Annotated in this window: 19 protein-coding genes; 13 read left to right on the top strand and 6 right to left on the bottom strand. The window is 41.5% G+C overall.

The annotated features are described in order from the left end of the window. Window positions 1-56 precede the first annotated feature (56 nt). On the top strand, window positions 57-1,421 hold the full coding sequence (locus B4Z47_RS22485; RefSeq protein ID WP_070567511.1) for a hypothetical protein: 1,365 nt from the start codon (window positions 57-59) through the stop codon (window positions 1,419-1,421). A gap of 6 nt (window positions 1,422-1,427) precedes the next feature. Here B4Z47_RS22485 and B4Z47_RS22480 read toward each other — a convergent pair whose 3' ends face one another. Then, entirely contained in the window at window positions 1,428-2,429 is a 1,002-nt protein-coding gene (locus tag B4Z47_RS22480; protein ID WP_070567508.1) for an energy transducer TonB, read from the bottom strand. A gap of 105 nt (window positions 2,430-2,534) precedes the next feature. Here B4Z47_RS22480 and B4Z47_RS22475 point away from each other — a divergent pair, with 105 nt between their 5' ends. From B4Z47_RS22475 to B4Z47_RS22465, 3 genes are all read left to right on the top strand, one after another. Further along, complete coding sequence (locus B4Z47_RS22475) at window positions 2,535-2,924, top strand: DoxX family protein (RefSeq protein WP_070567506.1); 390 nt, start codon at window positions 2,535-2,537, stop codon at window positions 2,922-2,924. Window positions 2,925-3,184: 260 nt separating this feature from the next. After that, complete coding sequence (locus B4Z47_RS22470) at window positions 3,185-3,436, top strand: hypothetical protein (protein WP_070567504.1); 252 nt, start codon at window positions 3,185-3,187, stop codon at window positions 3,434-3,436. Window positions 3,437-3,491: 55 nt separating this feature from the next. Next, window positions 3,492-4,091 carry a hypothetical protein gene (locus tag B4Z47_RS22465; RefSeq protein WP_070567502.1) on the top strand — a complete coding sequence of 200 codons (600 nt, stop codon included), beginning with the start codon at window positions 3,492-3,494 and terminating at the stop codon, window positions 4,089-4,091. A gap of 96 nt (window positions 4,092-4,187) precedes the next feature. On the opposite strand, the gene B4Z47_RS22460 is transcribed toward B4Z47_RS22465, so the two are convergent. After that, window positions 4,188-4,577, bottom strand: a complete 390-nt coding sequence (locus B4Z47_RS22460; protein ID WP_070567500.1) for a VOC family protein — start codon at window positions 4,575-4,577, stop codon at window positions 4,188-4,190. Window positions 4,578-4,652: 75 nt separating this feature from the next. Between B4Z47_RS22460 and B4Z47_RS22455 the strand changes: the two genes are divergently transcribed. Together B4Z47_RS22455 and B4Z47_RS22450 are read left to right on the top strand one after the other, a co-directional pair. Further along, window positions 4,653-5,822 (top strand): MFS transporter, encoded by a 1,170-nt coding sequence (locus B4Z47_RS22455; RefSeq protein WP_286709864.1) that lies wholly within the window; start codon window positions 4,653-4,655, stop codon window positions 5,820-5,822. A 4-nt stretch (window positions 5,823-5,826) separates the two neighbouring features. Next, window positions 5,827-6,576, top strand: a complete 750-nt coding sequence (locus B4Z47_RS22450; protein WP_070567496.1) for a DeoR/GlpR family DNA-binding transcription regulator — start codon at window positions 5,827-5,829, stop codon at window positions 6,574-6,576. A 169-nt stretch (window positions 6,577-6,745) separates the two neighbouring features. On the opposite strand, the gene cobA is transcribed toward B4Z47_RS22450, so the two are convergent. Next, a complete protein-coding gene (gene cobA / locus B4Z47_RS22445) occupies window positions 6,746-7,507 on the bottom strand; it encodes a uroporphyrinogen-III C-methyltransferase (protein WP_070567494.1) in 762 nt (253 codons plus the stop codon). A gap of 200 nt (window positions 7,508-7,707) precedes the next feature. Here cobA and nirB point away from each other — a divergent pair, with 200 nt between their 5' ends. From nirB to B4Z47_RS22425, 4 genes are read left to right on the top strand one after another with little or no spacing between them, the layout of a single operon-like run. Further along, complete coding sequence (nirB, locus tag B4Z47_RS22440; protein WP_083296018.1) at window positions 7,708-10,224, top strand: nitrite reductase large subunit NirB; 2,517 nt, start codon at window positions 7,708-7,710, stop codon at window positions 10,222-10,224. Window positions 10,225-10,258: 34 nt separating this feature from the next. Then, the gene (gene nirD / locus B4Z47_RS22435; RefSeq protein WP_070567492.1) at window positions 10,259-10,606 is read left to right on the top strand and encodes a nitrite reductase small subunit NirD; all 348 of its coding nucleotides are present in this window, start codon (window positions 10,259-10,261) and stop codon (window positions 10,604-10,606) included. Between the two features lie 47 nt (window positions 10,607-10,653). Next, window positions 10,654-11,466, top strand: a complete 813-nt coding sequence (locus B4Z47_RS22430) for a formate/nitrite transporter family protein (protein WP_070567490.1) — start codon at window positions 10,654-10,656, stop codon at window positions 11,464-11,466. Between the two features lie 30 nt (window positions 11,467-11,496). After that, a complete protein-coding gene (locus B4Z47_RS22425; protein WP_232475702.1) occupies window positions 11,497-11,874 on the top strand; it encodes a hypothetical protein in 378 nt (125 codons plus the stop codon). Between the two features lie 49 nt (window positions 11,875-11,923). On the opposite strand, the gene B4Z47_RS22420 is transcribed toward B4Z47_RS22425, so the two are convergent. Together B4Z47_RS22420 and B4Z47_RS22415 are read right to left on the bottom strand one after the other, a co-directional pair. Then, window positions 11,924-12,634: a Crp/Fnr family transcriptional regulator gene (locus B4Z47_RS22420; protein ID WP_070567486.1), complete on the bottom strand. Its 711-nt coding sequence runs from the start codon at window positions 12,632-12,634 to the stop codon at window positions 11,924-11,926. Between the two features lie 380 nt (window positions 12,635-13,014). Further along, on the bottom strand, window positions 13,015-13,569 hold the full coding sequence (locus tag B4Z47_RS22415; protein WP_075994677.1) for an SMI1/KNR4 family protein: 555 nt from the start codon (window positions 13,567-13,569) through the stop codon (window positions 13,015-13,017). 233 nt (window positions 13,570-13,802) lie between these two features. Between B4Z47_RS22415 and B4Z47_RS22410 the strand changes: the two genes are divergently transcribed. From B4Z47_RS22410 to B4Z47_RS22400, 3 genes are all read left to right on the top strand, one after another. Then, on the top strand, window positions 13,803-14,327 hold the full coding sequence (locus B4Z47_RS22410) for a hypothetical protein (protein ID WP_070567484.1): 525 nt from the start codon (window positions 13,803-13,805) through the stop codon (window positions 14,325-14,327). Window positions 14,328-14,335: 8 nt separating this feature from the next. After that, window positions 14,336-15,145: a helix-turn-helix transcriptional regulator gene (locus B4Z47_RS22405; RefSeq protein WP_286727921.1), complete on the top strand. Its 810-nt coding sequence runs from the start codon at window positions 14,336-14,338 to the stop codon at window positions 15,143-15,145. A 71-nt stretch (window positions 15,146-15,216) separates the two neighbouring features. After that, window positions 15,217-16,857, top strand: a complete 1,641-nt coding sequence (locus B4Z47_RS22400) for a serine hydrolase domain-containing protein (RefSeq protein WP_070567480.1) — start codon at window positions 15,217-15,219, stop codon at window positions 16,855-16,857. Between the two features lie 21 nt (window positions 16,858-16,878). Here B4Z47_RS22400 and B4Z47_RS22395 read toward each other — a convergent pair whose 3' ends face one another. Then, entirely contained in the window at window positions 16,879-17,793 is a 915-nt protein-coding gene (locus B4Z47_RS22395) for a helix-turn-helix domain-containing protein (protein WP_070567478.1), read from the bottom strand. Window positions 17,794-17,856 lie beyond the last annotated feature (63 nt).

Genomic DNA, 17,856 nt, shown 5'->3' with positions numbered 1-17,856 from the left:
TTTATCCAGTTCTATAAATTATATCATAAGTTATTGCTAGTTAATTTTCATAGATAATGAATCATTTCAAGTTCCAATCTGCTGTATTCATATTTTTGTGTTGGGTGTTTGTTTACCCTGCAATAGCACAGCAGCAGACATTTCCGCAAAAAGAAGATTATTTACAGCTGCTGGAGCGCGCAGCAAAGGAAAATAAGCCGATGTTCTTGGTGGTTCATCAACGGGACGATCAGTTTATTCCTTTTAGAGGCTCTGTTTCAAAAAAAGCAAAAGATATCCTCAGTACGCAGTTTGTGTCGGGAATTGTTCAGGTGGATCGGGATGAATTTGACCATCCGTTGCAACGGGCTTTCTATTTGAACAAACCGATGTACCTTGTTACTGATAAAGATGGGATTCCTATTTTACGAATAGACAAGGCGGTTGATGGGGGAGATGAGCTGGAAAGACTCATAGACTCGGCAAATACGCTTGCAAAAGCTGAAACTCTCGGTAAGCTTATAGCAGAATATCGAAAGGGGATCCGTCAGCAGTCCTTGCTGAACAAAATACTCCGCTATAATCAGACATTTGATCAATATACAGACCAGCAACTGTTGAGTGACTATATAGCACAGCTGACGATAGAGCAATTGAATAATTTTGAGACGGTTGTTTTTTTATTGAGCTGTGGCCCTGTATATAATAGTAAATCTTATTTATTGGCACGTACCAATAGTAAAATGGTGGATAGTCTGTATTCCTCGTTGCCATTGCCCGTTCGTAAAAAAATAAACAATAGAATTATTCAGCGGACATTTCGCGAATCGCTTGACAAGAGAAACTTTTCATTAGCTCAAAACGTTGGTTATTTTGCCTATACGACATGGACATCTAATTATTTGCGCGCTTCCAATTCCCAAGGTTATTATCCCTTGGAGTATAAAAGGCTAATGAAAGATAGTCTGTCTTACGTCCGGATGGCAAGGAATTATTATGAACAATCATTTTATAAGGTGGACCCCGATTCCTTGTCTCGAATGGATTTTGCGCAAGATCGAAAGATCAATTTTTCAGGAAATCAACTTGTGTTGGACAGTGCACAAAATGCGGAGTTCAAATCGTTGGTTGGTAAAGGACGTAAATATTATCAGGATGACCTGGCAAATAATTTGAATTATGGTGCTAAACAGATCTTGGCCTTTGAGAGAAATGATCCTTCGGTTATATTTGATGCGATCCGTTGGCAAAAGAAAACAATAGATCTCAAACCTGATGTGCCAGCATTCCGTTATACGATGGCTTTATTGTTGTATCGGGTTGGCTTTTATGCGCAGGCAGAAGAAGAACAACAGAGAGCTGTGAAATTATCGAAGTCAAATAAGCTCTATCAGGAAAAAATGAAGGCCGTATTGAAGCAGATGCAGTCCAGACGATTATGATCAGGGCTAATTTGGAGCGGGACCTGTATGTAAACGGATTGGAATGGTAAACTGCACACGTACAGGCATACCGTATTGATAACCCGGAGCCCATTTTTCGGCTTTCTTCAGTACTGCTATACCATTTGCTGCTGTTCCATACCCGAGGTCATTAATCACTTCAAATTCATTCGCCAGACCATTTTTTTCAATGACAAAACTGATGAGAAGTTGTCCTGATACTTTTGCATTTAAAGCTTCTTTGGGATATTTATAATTCTGGGCAATAAAGATCATAAGGTTTTTTATCCCGCCAGGGTATTCCGGTTGGACATCTCGACGTGTATAGGGATGCACATTGCCCATACTATCTGTGCTGGTTCCCTTGCTTAACACACCTTTTTCATACCATTCTTCAAACTTGATCTTTCCTTTTTTTAAAGTACCTTCCCAATGTCCTTGACGTAATCCATCAACATATACACCTTTTTCAGTATTTATATTGTTTTTAAATTCGAACGTGCCATTTCCATTTTCGACCTGCTTTCGGCCTGTTGAATCAGCATAATAGATTAGTCGGCTATGCTGGTCCTGAAAAAGAAATTCGTTGGGACTGGCTTCAGAACTGGAGAAAAATCTAATTTCTCTTAAAAGACCATTTTCGTGGTATCTTTTTACAGTATCGCTCAGTTTATTGTCTTTATATCCGGCTGATACCGCTAGGTTGCCATTGTTGTAATAACTTTCAATAATGCCTTCCAGATATAATCTTCGTGGGTCAGCTACTTTTGTCCAGCCATGTCTTTTTAAATTGCCATTTGGATAGTAATCGTTTACCTCGTAAAGCCCCAATTCATTTGCTGTTAAACGAATAATGTTTGTGTAAGCGGCTGAATCTTTTATAGCAGTAATACCACGATTTTTCTTTATATAAGTGACAATTGTTTCTTGTGCTTTTGCATGAATCACAAGGGACGTAAAAAGGAGGAAAATAATGTATTTGTGTATATTTAAGGGATAATAGTGCATGATATGGTTAATTTTATTTAATCAAATATATATTTTTTAGGTGAAATAATCCGCAGCGTTGGACAAACTATTTCGAGTGGAATGATGTCCTCTAAGTAAAAGATTATGAATAATTCACCTATGCAGAAGATTGCACGAGTTGGTCTAGGTACCTTTTTGGTGGTAGCCGGTATTGGACATCTGTCCTTCGCCCGCAAGGAATTTCAGGCTCAGGTGCCGGACTGGGTTCCGATCTCCAAAGATGATACTGTTGTATATTCCGGTATTGCGGAAATTGCTTTGGGTGCTACACTGATTTTCGCACCTGCTAAACATCGATCGAACGTTGGAAAAATCGCAGCAGCGTTTTTTGCAGCTGTGTTTCCCGGAAATATTGCTCAATATAAAGACCATCGCGACGGCTTTGGATTGGATACGGATGGAAAGCGGCTTGCCCGTTTATTTTTTCAGCCTATATTGGTTGCATGGGCTTTGAAAAGTACATGCAAGAGCTGATTGGGTGAAGACTGGTTGAACAGAAGTTGATACAAAATTGTAAAAAACAAACCATATGTCTGCGGCTGTTGTCCTATAGGTATCCATGTAAGGAGTAACTTAGTTAAAAGGTCGGGTGTTCCATTTTCATCCGACCTTTTTTATTTTTTTGCGCTATTCTTTTGCTAATTTCCAACCTTTTGTGTTTTTTTATTGCTCATTTAAATAATTATATTCGCATCAAACATATAAAATAACTAACCTATAAAAGTACAGACCAGATGGAAGAAAAGAAATTAAATGAACTGAGCAATGAAGAGTTGTTGGTTCTCAAAAAGAAAGCTAAACCCACGAAAATAATCAATGCATCAATTATTGGCTTTTGTTTGGGGATCGCTGCCTACAGTATATTCGTAGCCGGTTTAACCTGGCCTACAATTTTCCCATTGATATTGGCCATTTTGTTCTTTAAATATTTTGGAAAGAATGAAAAAGCGGTGGATGCGGAACTGAAAGCCAGAAATCTCAAATAGAAAAAAGAAAACCATTGCAGCTGCGCTGTTGTTTATTTTTAAAAAACAGCTTAAGATGAGAAGGGAACAAATAGAAGCATGGGTAGCGCAAGGATACAATGTGCTGGAGCACAGGAAGCCCAAAGTCGTACAGGGCGATATTTGGGCGTATCTCAATCAGTGTGATGGCCATGGTACCGAGGTCCATGCACTTTCAGAATTGCAGCAATGGTCGGATAAGGAACTAGCCGAAATGGAACTGAAAAAATATGCCGATCAGTACGGACAGATGGGCGAGAAGCTGTTTCTGCGAAATGAAGCAATCCGAAATAAAGAATTTGATAAGTATGAAGCCTTCCTGTTGCTTTTTTTTCCGGACAGTGTCGAAAAAGAGCTGGAGGAAGCCCGGTTTTTGGCCGAGCGTGTGAAACGTGTTAGCAAGGAAGAAATGGAAAAATGGACGCTGGCCCACACAGTTAATGTACTGATATCTGATCTTCACTGCTTGGACTATGGAGCCATTATGAGCGGGATGGTGATGCCATCCGAAGATGTGGTCACTTATACCGACGACGGGCTCAGTGATACCATTGATTGCCATGTTACGCCGATGGAGTTTTTCGCTCATACCAACCATGACTATTACTGGATCGATCCTGTCATAAGAAAATCCTAATGGAAGCCCTTATTAGAGCCTTTTAGGCTTACTTTTCATGCAGAATAAGGTAAAGCATCCTGATAGTGTCCGGGATGCTTTACTTTTTTGAACTATTTAAGCTACAATTTCTATCGGATTTCCCTCCGGATCAAGCACGACACTTTCATAATAACCATCCCCCGTAGTACGCGGCTCGCTTTCGACGATATAACCATCCGACCGTAATTGCTCGGTCAGATTATCGACAGCATCCTTTCCACCGACGCTAATGGCCAGATGGGTATAGCCTTTGTTGAGGCTCCTATCCGCCGCGGCAGTAGTAATATCAATACGATTCATAATCTCCAAACGTGCGCCGGATTCGCGGAATTTAAGGAAGTAGGATGAAAACCCCTTCTTCGGGTTATGGTACTTTTCTCCGCTTACAGTACCAAAGTATTTGGCATAAAAAGCACGTGTTTTCTCAAGATCATCGACCCATAGGGCGAGGTGTTCTATTCGCATGTCAAATCTTTTTGTTTAATTATATTGCAATATTATGCAAATTTGCACAATATTGCAATATAAAAATTATCAGATATGTTGAACGAATCGATATTAAAGGCTAAGGTAGCGACACAGGTCATGTTTTTGGTATGTGGCCTCGCGTTATCAAGCTGGGCACCGATGGTACCTTTTGCCAAGGACCGTCTTGGTCTGAATGACGGAGAACTGGGGCTTTTACTGCTGTGCTTGGGAGGTGGCGCGCTATTAACGATGCCGCTTTCCGGGTTTTTCATCGGGAAAGTTGGGAGCAGACAAGTGATTTTGATTTCAGGTTTGATAGCTGCCGTAGTGCTCCCTGTACTGTTGATGGTAACCAATAGCTATTTGATGGCCTGTGTTCTTTTTATATTTGGCTGCAGTATAGGTGGTATAGATGTGGCCATGAATGCACATGGTGTGCAGGTTCAAAATGCAATAGGTAAACCGATAATGTCATCTTTACATGGACTGTTCAGTGTTGGAGGGCTATTTGGATCGATCGGCTTGGGTTTTCTGATAAAGATGGGGTTAATTCCTATTTATGCAGCAGTTACCATAGCTATTCTATTAATACTGCTACTGATCTTACAATATCGAAAGTTGCTGAGCTATCAAAGGGAAAAAGAAATCATTGTCCAGTTTTCTCCTATTGATGAAACTCAGGTTTCAAAAAAGGGATTTCAATGGTTTAGGTGGAGTGTGCTGATACTTGGGCTGATGTGTTTCATTGCCTTTTTGTCTGAGGGAGCGATGTTGGACTGGAGTGCTATTTTCTTGCGGGATCACAAAGGAGTATCTCCTGAGTTTACGGGAATTGGATATGCGGCATTCTCCGTTGCGATGGCGGTCATGAGATTGCAGGGAGACCGATTAGTAAGTAAACTGAATAGTAAGGTTGTGGTGATAGGTGGTAGCTTGTTGGCTTCGTTGGGCATTTTGATCGTAGTGTGTAGTCCTTGGTTATCGCTAACGCTCATTGGATTTGTCCTTTTGGGACTGGGAGCCGCCAATATTGTACCTGTATTTTTTAGCGAGGGTGGACGGATTGGAGGACTTTCGCCGACGGTAGCCATTCCGGTTATCTCAACAATGGGTTATGCCGGTCAGCTGGCGGGCCCCGCGCTTTTGGGGGCTATTGCGCAGCATTTTTCTTTGATCATTGCTTTCGAAACAATAGCTTTGCTTTTTCTAGTGGTAGCTCTTATCTATAAAATCAGGAAGTAATCGCATGTTAAAAGAAGAACGTTTTGAGATAATCCTCCGCGAATTAGCGGTCCGGAGGAAGGTGAAATTTGAAGAGCTGGCGGTGTTGTTGGCGGTATCGGAAGATACCATCCGCCGCGATATAGACCTTCTCTATCGGAACGGCTTGCTTTCCAAGACCAGGGGCGGTGCTATACTGCGAGAAAAAGATCCACTGACTTTCCAGGATAGGCAATCGTTTCTGACCAAAGAAAAAGATATTATCGCATTAAAAGTACAGCCGTTTCTGAAAGATGGCATGACTCTTTTTGTGGATGGTGGCACCACGACGCGGGCCGTAGTGAATGCTATGCCATTGGATATCCGGGTTCGGATGGTTACAAATAATTTTTCCATCGTGCCACTGCTCGAGAAGTTCAAAAATGTGGAACTTATTTTTTTGGGTGGTCATTTTGAACCCGATCTAGCTGTAACTTCAGGCATCACAACCTGTATGGAAGTTGCTAAGTATAATGCCGATATCTTTATCATGGGAACTTGTGCTGTAGATCCTGAGCTCGGTGTTTCGGCGGCGTCAGCTGCAGATGGAGAAACCAAAAAGATGATGGTTCAATGTGCAAAGAAAACAATAGCCTTAGCCAGCCAGAATAAGCTATATCAAGGTGAACTGTTTAGGGTGTGTCCAATAGATTCGCTCACGGCATTGATCACCGACCTGGACTCAAATGATTCCGAATTGAATCTCTTTAGAAATATGGACCTGCAGATTGTCTAGCCAATTGACAGCGACAAATCTGACGAGATTTGGTAGATGATATAAAGCTTCCAAATAATAATAATATTAAAGTCTTCGCAGGTATTGATGACCTTTGTCTGTTTTAGTCCGGCAATAAAGTGGATAATAATAGGCTTTACTTATATTTCAAGTAACGCTATAATCGATCCTAAATAATGCGCCGCTGTTCGGCAGCAACTGTCAATGTTTGCTGCAGATCCACTACGTCGCCGATGATAATGATAGCAGGATGCCCTATCTGATGCTCCTTGCTTATTCTGACGAGATCCTTGACTTTGCAACGCACCTGTCTTTGTTGCGGCAAGCTCGCATGTTGTATAATTGCTGCGGCTGTTTCTCCTTTGCTGTGCAAAACATAGGTGCGTGCTATTTCATCGAGCTTACGCATTCCCATATAGATGACTACAGTAGATCTGCTCTGAACTGCCAGGGCCAGATCGGCAGATAGGGATCCGTCCTTTTTCATACCTGTTAATGCCCATACGCCTTCACTTACACCACGATGTGTCAGCGGAATATCATTGAGGCCGGCGCCTTGCATGCTGCTGATGCCCGGAATGTAGGTCATGTTAATTGATCTGTTTTGTACGGTAAGCCATTCTTCAAAGCCGCGCCCAAAAAGATAGGGATCGCCACCTTTAAGCCGTACCACTCTTTCGTATCTTTCGCAATAGTGAAGGATGAGCCTATTGATTTCTTCCTGGGGCACGTATTTTCCGTAAGGATGCTTGCCGACATAGTGTTTTAAACAGTTTTTATCTGCTATTTGAAGGATTTCTTTATTAATTAAGTTGTCATATAAGATCACTTGTGCATTTTCTATTGCTTTATATGCTTTCAGGGTGAGTAATTCGGGGTCTCCAGGGCCAGATCCTACAATAAATAACGATGTTGTGCTTAATTTTTCCATGTTATTGTTGTTTTTGTTGTTGAATTATATGTAAATCTATTAAAAAATCTGATATAAATCATAAAAACTACAATTATTTACAGTTTTTTATTGAAAAAATATTACTAAAATCATATTTATTTTGATTTTTTAATTTTTTATTGCATAAATTAGTGTTGTTAAAATATTAAATTGAATTTTTATCATAAAAAATAGCAGTTATGGAAAGAAAAAAGGTTGTTATTGTTGGTAATGGTATGGTCGGTAATAAGTTTTGTGAAAAATTAAAGCAGAAAATAAACGATCTGGAAATAATTGTGTTTTCAGAAGAGCCGATACGAGCTTATGATCGTGTTCATTTGACAGATTACTTCAAAATTTCGTCTATTGACGAGCTTTTCTTGTTAAAAAATGAGTGGTATTTGGAAAATAATGTAAAAATTCATTTAGATGATCCAATTGTTGCTGTAAATCGATTAAAAAAAGAAGTGGAATCTCAAAAAGGTATCACAGTCAATTATGACTATCTGGTTTTTGCGACTGGTTCTGCTCCTTTTGTTCCACCGATTCCGGGCATTGAAAAGGAAGGGGTATTTCTATATCGTACCATCGAAGATCTGGATCTGATCAAAGCTTATGCGGCAAAAGCGAAGCGTGGTACAGTAATGGGCGGTGGACTTTTGGGACTCGAAGCTGCGAAAGCAATGGTGGATCTTGGTCTGGAAGAGACTGCCGTGATCGAATTTGCCCAACGCCTGATGCCGCGTCAGATTGATGATAGCGCCAGTATGTTGTTGCAACAAAAGTTGTCAGAACTAGGCTTGACCTGTTTATTGCAAAAGTCGACAAGCCAATTGCTGGGGGATGATCGCCTGACGGGGATTGCTTTTCAGGATGGTTCGTCGATAGAGACGGATTTATTGGTGATTTCAGCAGGTATACGTCCCCGTGATGAGCTGGCCAAGAAAATTGGACTGGATGTTGGTGAAAGGGGCGGAATATTGGTTAATGCGCAGATGCAGACTTCTGATCCTGTAGTTTATGCTATCGGTGAGTGTGCCTTAGTGAATGATATGATCTATGGTCTGGTAGCACCGGGCTATGAAATGGCTGAAATTGCGGCATCTCATATTGTGGGGGAAGAGAAATCCTTTAAGGGATTTGACATGAGCACCAAACTGAAACTGATGGGAGTTGATGTGGCTAGTTTTGGAGACGCTTTTATCAGTGAGCCTTATGCACGCACGATCTTATTGGAGGATCGTAATAAAGGTATTTATAAACGATTGAACGTAAGTAAAGATGGAACGCGTCTGCTGGGTGGGATACTTGTCGGGGAAGCGGCAAGTTACAACATGTTGCTTCAGATGGTCAATAATAGCCTGCCGTTGGCGGAACACCCTGAACTCCTTCTTTTGGGCCAGCAGAGCGAAAGTAAGTCGGCTTCTGCTGGTCTGGAGGCTCTTCCTGATGCGGCATTGATTTGCAGTTGCGAAGGTGTCACTAAAGCACAGATCTGTGATGCTGTGATAACTGGTCATTGTGAAAATGCAGATGCGGTAAAGAAATGTACCAAGGCTGGATCGGGATGTGGCGGCTGCGTGCCGATGGTCAAGGACCTGGTCAATTATACGATGAAACAGCAAGGGAAATATATCCGGAGTACCATTTGTGAACATTTCGATCTGAGCCGCCAGGAACTATATGACCTGATCAAGATCCATGAGCTGAAAAGTTACGATCATGTATTGGATGCGCTAGGCCGCGGACATGGCTGCGAAGTCTGTAAACCGCTGGTGTCTTCCTTGCTAGCGAGCCTTTGGAACGAAATGATTCTTGGCAAGGGTAATGATGTGGCTCAGGATAGTAATGACCGTTATTTGGCCAATATACAGAAGGGTGGGACCTATTCAGTTGTTCCGCGCATTCCGGGAGGTGAAATTACCCCAGATAAACTGATTGTTATCGGGGAAGTCGCTAAGAAGTACAGCCTATACACAAAAATTACGGGCGGACAGCGCATTGACCTATTTGGTGCACATCTCAATGATCTGCCGTTTATCTGGGAAGAACTTATTGCTGCCGGCTTTGAAAGCGGACATGCTTATGGCAAGGCACTACGGACTGTCAAAAGCTGTGTGGGCAGTACCTGGTGTCGGTTTGGGCTGCACGATAGTGTTTCTTTTGCGATACGGATAGAGGAACGTTACCGTGGTCTTCGTGCTCCACATAAGATAAAGTCGGCTGTTAGTGGTTGTATCCGCGAATGTGCCGAGGCGCAGAGTAAGGATTTTGGAATTATTGCGACGGAAAAAGGCTGGAACCTCTATGTGTGCGGTAATGGCGGAAGTAAGCCGCAGCATGCTTTGCTGCTTGCATCGGATATCGATAGTGAAACCTGTATCCGTTACATTGACCGTTTCCTGATGTTTTATATCCGCACTGCGGATCCGCTGACCCGGACTGCTACCTGGCTCAATAAAATGGAAGGCGGAATAGATTATTTAAGGAATGTTGTGGTAGAGGATGGCCTGGGTATGGGGGAGGCCTGGGAGCAGGATATGCAGCTGCTTGTCGATAGTTATCGCTGTGAATGGAAGGTAGCAGTGGAGAATCCGGAAATTCGCAAACGCTTTGTCCACTTTGTTAATGCACCCGAAGAGAAGGATGAAACTGTTCGCTTTGACAGCTTTCGCGGACAAAAAAAAGCTGCTGATTGGAACGTCAGTACCTATTAAATATAAAATCGCTAAACCTTTTAATTGAAATCATATGAATACGCAAATTGACATGAAATGGCTGAAGGCTTGTCGGATAGAAGATGCTATTGAAAATGGTGGAGTCTGTCTTAAATTGAATAACGAACAGGTGGCGCTGTTTTATTTCGCCCGCCGCAATGAGTGGTATGCCACACAAAATGAATGTCCGCATAAACGGCAGATGATTTTAAGCCGCGGCATGCTGGGCTCTTTGGGTGAAACGCCTAAAGTCGCCTGTCCGTTCCATAAGAAAACCTTTGCGTTGGATACAGGCGAATGTCTTTCGGGTGACGAATGTGCCATTAAGACTTATCCTGTGAAGGTGGAAAACGGAAGTGTTTTTATTGGGATGACTGCTTAGGAGAAATAAAAATAATTGAATCTAAAACCTTTTAAAACAAAAATACGATGGATTATATTAGCCCTAAAGAGGTAGCTGGTGCCATGATGAACACCGCTATCTACAAATCTTCGCTTCCGGTCAAAGATCTACTGATACGGGGAGCATTGTCAGGTGCCTTATTGGCAATTTCTGTTACACTCGCACTTTTGGCCACTTCGCAGACAGGATTGGGATTAGTCGGTGCATTCGTTTTTCCTGTAGGGTTTGTTATTATCGTCATCCTCGGTTTGGAATTGGTGACAGGCAGCTTCTCTCTCGTACCTTTAGCCTGGTTTGAAGGTAAAATCAATTTTAAGGCTATGGCCAATAATTTACTCTGGGTTTTTCTAGGTAACTTGCTTGGAAGTGTCCTCTTTGCGATTTTATTTTGGGCTGCTAGTACAGAAACTGGACATTCGAGCCAGCTCGGAAACATCGAACAGAGCCTGATCCTGATCAGCGAAAAGAAAACGCTTGGATACAGCGCCCATGGTGCAGCAGGCTTGTTTTCGGCTTTTGTTAAAGCTATTTTGTGTAATTGGATGGTCTGTATGGGGGTGGTGATGTCCATGACGTCTAAGTCTACTCTTGGCAAAATACTGGCTGCAGGTATTCCGATCTTTATATTCTTTGCATTAGGCTATGAGCACGCAGTGGTCAATATGTTTGTGATTCCTGCCGGGATGATGTTCGGTGCAAAAGTGACTATCTCCGACTGGTGGCTGTGCAATCAGCTGATTGTAACAGCTGGAAATATTGTCGGCGGATTGCTGTTTACAGGGATGGCTATCTATTATACCTATCATCAAAAAGAAAAAGTGTCGACTTCACAAAACTAGATTTTTATGCATCAGATAAAACAATTATTCATGTTACTTCTATTGTTAGCTATTAGCATGGAGTCTTACAGTCAGGAAAAAACAGTCAAAGGGAGTTTGTTTGAGGGAATTGTCGTGGCAGGATACGCTGATCATGGTGCTTATATCAATTGTACTGGACCAGCGGTGAAATATATATTCAGCCCGAAAAGTTGCCTGTTGTTGGGTTTATTGCCGAGCTTAAAACTTAAAGAAGATAAGGTTGAAGCAGGGAAGCCAAAGAATTCCTGGGTCACCCCGTCTCTAGGCTTTGGTCTGACGGCCGTATTCCGGCATATTGCTATTCAGCTGCCCGCATTTTACGCGGCGAAAACGGGTACTGCTGATGGCAAGTGGCGTTTGGGGGTCGGTTTAGGCTATAAATTTTAGTGTGATGTATTTTTAGGGAAGTATATGGATTGGGGAGTCGTTAGCCGTCTTAGGCTGTTTCACTCCCCATATTTTCTTCCGAAAGATCATGCAAAAGCTGGAAGTTTTTAATAAAGATATTTTTTTTGTCCATCGCTATCGCCTCTAGATCGATAAGTTCACCTAGCATGCGGTAAACGGTCTCGTAAGTAGTGCCTACATAGGACGAAAGATCTTTTTTACTCAAGGTGAGACCGATATATCCGTCCATGTTTTCCTCGCCAAAAATACGGTAGAGTAACAATAAGCTCCAAGCAAGTCGGTTTTTAACAGGAAGCTGTGTCAGGTTGGTCATTTTTTGCTCAGAAAGATGTAGTTCGTCGGCAAAAAATAACATCAGCCGATAGCTCAATTCGGGATTTATGCGCAGTGTGGACAGAAAAAATGGCAGTTCCACGAAGCAGAGCTGCGTGACATCCAAGGTAGTTGCCGAAATGGGATAGACGGTTTGTTCAGTACTGATACCGCGATGGCCTACGATATCTCCCTTTTTTGCAAAACGAACAATGGTTTCCTTATCTCCAAGATTGCGGTGAACTTTGACAAGTCCAGACTGGACAAAATAAATACCCCGAACCGATTGCCCTTCGGTAATAAACTGCTCGCCTTTTTTCAATCTGATATTTGTTCGGTGCAGGTCGATTTGTCCAAGCCAGTCTTGTAGGACATAACGGCACATAAGGCAGGAGTGGTCGCAAGTATTTACTTTTTTCGATTTCATGAAGGCCTGATTCGTATAACGGACGGTGTGTTATCTGTCCAAAGTTATTATCTATTCGTTTAAATTCCTATTTTACCTTCTATAAAAACAGTATATCTTTTGATTTTAACTTATTAATGTGTGGAACTGGATGAAATTTTGCATCTCCATTATGGTTGGCATCTTGTTGATGCTGTCATTTGAAATCAGCATTTATTGTTTTCTTCGGTTTAGTGTAAAGACCAATAGTATGATGAAGCTAAGGATTTATTTAATTTTTGTTACTCTTTATTGTATGTTGACGCTGTTTTTATCCTGTGGTTCCAAAGAGAAACAGCGGGAAAAGGTATAATAAATTTAAAAATTCATCGAGAGAAAAAAATGAGGGCGATGAGTTTCTGTTAGTCCACCTTAAACCGTTTGGGATATTCGCCTGTGGTATCTAGGCTAAAAAAATCATCGAATTTTTCTTTAGGCGTATGGGCATAATAGTCGTTAAGTAGCCCTAAAAAACCTTCGAGGTTAGGTGCAATAACATTCCGGTCATTGTCTTTATTCCAGTATTCAATCAATTGACCTGCCTGTCCGGTAAAGATGCCACCTAGATCATAGCAGATATAACTTCCACCGCCGTTGTGGAATATAGGGATCCAACGTTCATTCCACCAGTTTTCGATTTCAAAGTCCATACCAATCATATTTGTCAATTCCTGCGCTGTATCCAGCGCCTCTTCTAGTGGGATGAAAGTCGAATTGTTAACAAAGGCTTCATAACTTGTATTGCGCTGCCCATTTTTCCAGCGATAGAGTGCTTTAAGATCATGAGGTATTTCAATATCATATTTCTGTTCAAGGGCCCTAAAATCTTCTGCCGATAACGGGGATTGTAGATCGGTATACAGTTCAGGTCTTAGATTTTGGATATAACTGTCTAATGTCGCTAGCGTCTGTTGCATAATCGTCGATTTTTGATGCATTCCTAAAGTTAGTCATAATTGGCTGAGTATGCGAATTATCATGTGCGCTAAGGATCGTAAGAAAAGTTAAAAATGTTAATAATTATTTAATGGGAATTAGTGTAAATTTATGTCAGCATAAAGCTGTAGCTATGTTCATTATTGGATAAAACGATAGCAGATGTTCAAGTGTTATTTATGCAGGTATCCTTTTTATAATTTACTGAATACGGATGAAAAAGATCGAACTAGTCCCACTTGTTGGGATTCAAATTGAAGGTATTGGTCAGGTTAATCTCGGTGCGGGCCGTGCTGAAGTTCAAAATGTACTTGGTGCTCCTTCAGATGCGCTGGACGACCAATATTATTATGATGAACTCGAATTGAGACTTGATTTTAATGATCAGGGAACATTGGAATTTATAGAAAGCATCAATGGACCCTATCCAGAAAAAACTGAAATCAGTATCTATGGTGTTAATCCGTTTCAGGTCGAAGCGACCGAACTTGTAAGCATCCTGCGTGATAAAAATGCGGGTGAGGTTGATGATGCCGAAGCGGGATATTGCTATACATTTTTAAATAGCTCTGTTGGTGTCTGGAGACAGATTACTGAAGAGGATGTTCAGGAGGAGATTGAGGAAATCAAAGCCGATGGCGAATACGAAGACAATGCGGATATGCTGCTGGAGGACCTTAAAAAGTCAAAGTTCTTTTGGACGATTGGCATTGGCGTAGCGGGATATTACGCGGAATAAAGTAAGACGTGGAGCAGCTCAGTGCAGGTACCTACTACGGTGCTATAAATAGGAAATTTAATTCCAATGAACTACTTGTTTCAGATGCTATTTATCCACTGGAAAAAGTGGACTGGCATTACCATGAAAACCCTTATTTCACGTTTATTTTGGAAGGGAATTTGCTCGAGGGGAGCAAAAAAGGGATTCATCATTGTAGTGCTGGGGACCTGCTTTTTCATAATTGGCAAGACCCTCACTACAATAGAAAACCAGATGGGTGTACCCGGGGTTTTCATATTGAACTAAGTCCACACTGGCACTGGAACGAGATGGCGGCGCTGCATCTGCTGGAAGGCAATATGGATATTCATCTGCCAGAGGTAAGGCTGCTCTTCCATAAACTCTTTTGGGAATCTTTTGATCAGGATAATAGTTCGGGACTTGCAATGGACAGTTTGTTGTTACATGTGTTTTCTTTGTTGCATCGCGATCGGATAGTGAGCGAACGTAAAATTCCGCAATGGGTTTATACGTTGCGTGATTATTTGCGGGCGAATTTTAGCAGTGAGCTGAATCTGACGACTATCTCCCATACTATCGATCTACATCCCGTTTATCTGTCCCGTGAATTTTCCCGGTATTTTGGTGTAACGATGGGTGATTATATCCGCAAATTGAAAGTGGAAAATGCGGTGCTGCTGCTGCGTGAACCGACTCTTTCGCTAACCGAAATAGGCTATCAATCAGGTTTTGCGGATCAAAGTCATTTTATACGTTGTTTTAAAAGTTTGTTTGGGTCCACACCTGGGGAATATCGCAACAAGATAAACGCTTAAAAAGTTAATTTCATTCTATTTTATTCATTTGGCTAATGCTATTTTTACACAAATAGACTGGAAAAAGCCTTATGAAATATCTTGCTTTATTTTTTTTATTCTGTTATCCACTGTTGATTAATGCGCAACAACAATCGAAGCGGGATACTTTACAGGTTCACTTTGATCAGGAAATGCCTGGTGAAATTTTGTTCACAAGCTCGCGGGAGCGGTTGCAAAAAGAAGAGTTTATGCCTAATTATGTGCTCTCACCGAAAAGTGATCTGTTTTTTGCTATCAAACTTCAAAAGCCATTGCTCTATTATCAAAAGATCCTAGCGCCGAAGCTTACGGAGACCGAACTTTTTCAACAGGGTAATTTTCAGTTTACGTTATGGATAGATGGAAAAGTAATTTACAGAAGCAATTTATCTCCTGGCGCACCTCAGCAGGAGATACAGCAACAGGAGACGATCTTGAAACGTCCCCTGATCGATCAAATCAATGGACAGGGATCCTGGTCTGAATCTTTCTGGAATCGTTTTCTTTTTAATGGTGGTGAAAAGGCGTTAACGGATGGAAAACATCATCTTAAGATGGAAATCAGACCTTACGTAAATACTGATAATCTGGTTGTTGGTGGTATCATTGCAAGTGGTGAACTGCAGCTTTCTGTCAGCATGAACCCGGATATAAATCCGGATAAATATAGGCTACAGTTGCCGGAGTCTTATCCTGGGTTGAATTTATCAAAAGCAAAGTTTGACCGCCGTAGGATGCAGCAGCTAAAAGGAATGATTGAAGAGGGGATTTTTAAAAAGGTAAACGGAATTGTGGTATTGGAACATGGAAATCTGTTGATAGAAGAATATTTCAATGGTGAAAATAGGGATAGCCTGCATGATCCCCGGTCCGTCGGCAAAACCTTTGCATCGACTTTAACCGGGATGGCCATTGCGGATGGCTTTGTCAAGGACGAATATCAAACACTGGATCAATGCTATGATTTTACAAAATATCAACATCCTGATCCAGGTAAAAATAAAACAACCATTCGTGAATTGTTGACCATGAGTGCTGGCTTTGATGGTAACGATGAAGATCCCAATAGCCCCGGTAATGAGGAAAATATGTATCCTACAACAAATTGGTTAGACTTTACTTTAGATCTTCCTTTTCGAAAATCTCTGCAGCGACAATGGCATTATTTTACCGCCGGAGTCGTTGTATTGGGAGATCTGCTCCATAAACAAGTAGAAGGTGGATTGGAATCCTATGCAGACAAAAGACTGTTTGTTCCATTGGGAATACGGAAATACCGCTGGGAACACACCCCGCAAGGACTGCCAAATACTGCTGGTGGTATTCGTATGAATGCACTTGATTTTGCGAAGTACGGCCAGCTCTATAAGAACGGTGGGCGCTGGAATGGTAAGCAGATCCTTCCGCAAGCCTGGGTTCAAAAGAGCCTTTCGAAACAGCTTATGATTCCTGAAAGGGAGAAAGAATATTATGGTTATCTGTTTTGGAACAAGTGCTTTAATGTTGGAAATAAGGCGTATGAAGCATATTATTGTGCTGGCAATGGCGGGAATTACATTATTGTTATGAACGACATTCCATATGTGATCGTTATTACAGCTAGTGCCTATGGTCAAGCTTATGCGCATAGGCAGGTCGACCGGATCGTCAGCGAATTTTTGCTTCCAGCCTTAATTAATGCTGGTAATTGATCGCTTTACAAAGTAGCTTTTTTACTGAAACAGTTGCCTAAATTCCACGGGGCTTTGTTGGGTATTCTTTTTGAAGACCTTACTGAACGACTGTGGATGTTCGAACCCCAGTTCATAGGCGATTTCACTGATGGAGAGGGAACTTGTACTTAATCTTAATTTGGCATACTCGATCATTTTATGCTGAATATGCTGCTGGGTGTTTTGTTGTGTGTAGATACGCAGCAAACTGCCCAGATAGTTTGGTGATAAATTGAGCTGCTGCGCCAAAAAGCTGACGGTTGGTACGCCATGCTCCACAAGTATGTGTTGCTGAAACTGTGTTGACAGTATTTGCTCAAACTTGGTGACCAGCTCTTGGGTCGATCGTTTGCGAGTGATAAATTGACGCTCGTAAAATCGTTCGGCGTAAATCAGCAAGCGTTCAATCTGTTTGAGAATGAGTTCACGACTAAATTTATCGATATTAGACTGGTACTCTTTTTCGATATTCTGCAGAATATCGACAATGATGGCTTCTTCTTTGTCTGAAAGAAAAAGGGCTTCATTGACCTGATATTGGAAAAAATCGTAGGAGTGAATATGTTTTGCCAGTTCGCTGTTCCAAAGAAAATCAGGATGGATCAACAGGATCCAGCCGCTGGGTTGCGCCTGTACTTCCTGATTGATCTCCACTTTTAGAAATTGTAAGGGTGAGACAAAGGTGAGTATGCCCGAGTCGAAGTCGTAGTGCTGCTGTCCATAATTGAACCTGGCATTTACATTTCGCTTTAAACCGATCGAATAAAAATGTTGTATCCAATTCAATTTGCGATCATTCACAGGGTAATGTACTTGACTATAATCAACCAGGCTGATCAATGGATGTTCGGGTTTAGGTAGTCCGCAAAAGCTGTGGAATTCCGAAAGGGATTGAAAGCGAAATGTATTCTCCATGTTGTAAATTTACTGAATTTCTAATTTGATTATTGTGAAATATCCTTGGAAGCACCTTATGCT

This window comes from Sphingobacterium sp. UBA2610, from assembly GCF_002339225.1.
Lineage (GTDB): Bacteria > Bacteroidota > Bacteroidia > Sphingobacteriales > Sphingobacteriaceae > Sphingobacterium > Sphingobacterium multivorum.
The sequence above is the reverse complement of the archived record's forward strand: the minus strand, read 5'-3'. Positions and strand labels throughout refer to the sequence as shown.

What these genes read in the sequence shown, in the direction of transcription:
- B4Z47_RS22485 (WP_070567511.1), top strand. Translation starts at nt 57, where the DNA reads ATGAATCATTTCAAGTTCCAATCTGCTGTATTCATATTTTTGTGTTGG.
- B4Z47_RS22480 (WP_070567508.1), bottom strand. Translation starts at nt 2,429, where the DNA reads ATGCACTATTATCCCTTAAATATACACAAATACATTATTTTCCTCCTT.
- B4Z47_RS22475 (WP_070567506.1), top strand. Translation starts at nt 2,535, where the DNA reads ATGAATAATTCACCTATGCAGAAGATTGCACGAGTTGGTCTAGGTACC.
- B4Z47_RS22470 (WP_070567504.1), top strand. Translation starts at nt 3,185, where the DNA reads ATGGAAGAAAAGAAATTAAATGAACTGAGCAATGAAGAGTTGTTGGTT.
- B4Z47_RS22465 (WP_070567502.1), top strand. Translation starts at nt 3,492, where the DNA reads ATGAGAAGGGAACAAATAGAAGCATGGGTAGCGCAAGGATACAATGTG.
- B4Z47_RS22460 (WP_070567500.1), bottom strand. Translation starts at nt 4,577, where the DNA reads ATGCGAATAGAACACCTCGCCCTATGGGTCGATGATCTTGAGAAAACA.
- B4Z47_RS22455 (WP_286709864.1), top strand. Translation starts at nt 4,653, where the DNA reads ATGTTGAACGAATCGATATTAAAGGCTAAGGTAGCGACACAGGTCATG.
- B4Z47_RS22450 (WP_070567496.1), top strand. Translation starts at nt 5,827, where the DNA reads ATGTTAAAAGAAGAACGTTTTGAGATAATCCTCCGCGAATTAGCGGTC.
- cobA (WP_070567494.1), bottom strand. Translation starts at nt 7,507, where the DNA reads ATGGAAAAATTAAGCACAACATCGTTATTTATTGTAGGATCTGGCCCT.
- nirB (WP_083296018.1), top strand. Translation starts at nt 7,708, where the DNA reads ATGGAAAGAAAAAAGGTTGTTATTGTTGGTAATGGTATGGTCGGTAAT.
- nirD (WP_070567492.1), top strand. Translation starts at nt 10,259, where the DNA reads ATGAATACGCAAATTGACATGAAATGGCTGAAGGCTTGTCGGATAGAA.
- B4Z47_RS22430 (WP_070567490.1), top strand. Translation starts at nt 10,654, where the DNA reads ATGGATTATATTAGCCCTAAAGAGGTAGCTGGTGCCATGATGAACACC.
- B4Z47_RS22425 (WP_232475702.1), top strand. Translation starts at nt 11,497, where the DNA reads ATGTTACTTCTATTGTTAGCTATTAGCATGGAGTCTTACAGTCAGGAA.
- B4Z47_RS22420 (WP_070567486.1), bottom strand. Translation starts at nt 12,634, where the DNA reads ATGAAATCGAAAAAAGTAAATACTTGCGACCACTCCTGCCTTATGTGC.
- B4Z47_RS22415 (WP_075994677.1), bottom strand. Translation starts at nt 13,569, where the DNA reads ATGCAACAGACGCTAGCGACATTAGACAGTTATATCCAAAATCTAAGA.
- B4Z47_RS22410 (WP_070567484.1), top strand. Translation starts at nt 13,803, where the DNA reads ATGAAAAAGATCGAACTAGTCCCACTTGTTGGGATTCAAATTGAAGGT.
- B4Z47_RS22400 (WP_070567480.1), top strand. Translation starts at nt 15,217, where the DNA reads ATGAAATATCTTGCTTTATTTTTTTTATTCTGTTATCCACTGTTGATT.
- B4Z47_RS22395 (WP_070567478.1), bottom strand. Translation starts at nt 17,793, where the DNA reads ATGGAGAATACATTTCGCTTTCAATCCCTTTCGGAATTCCACAGCTTT.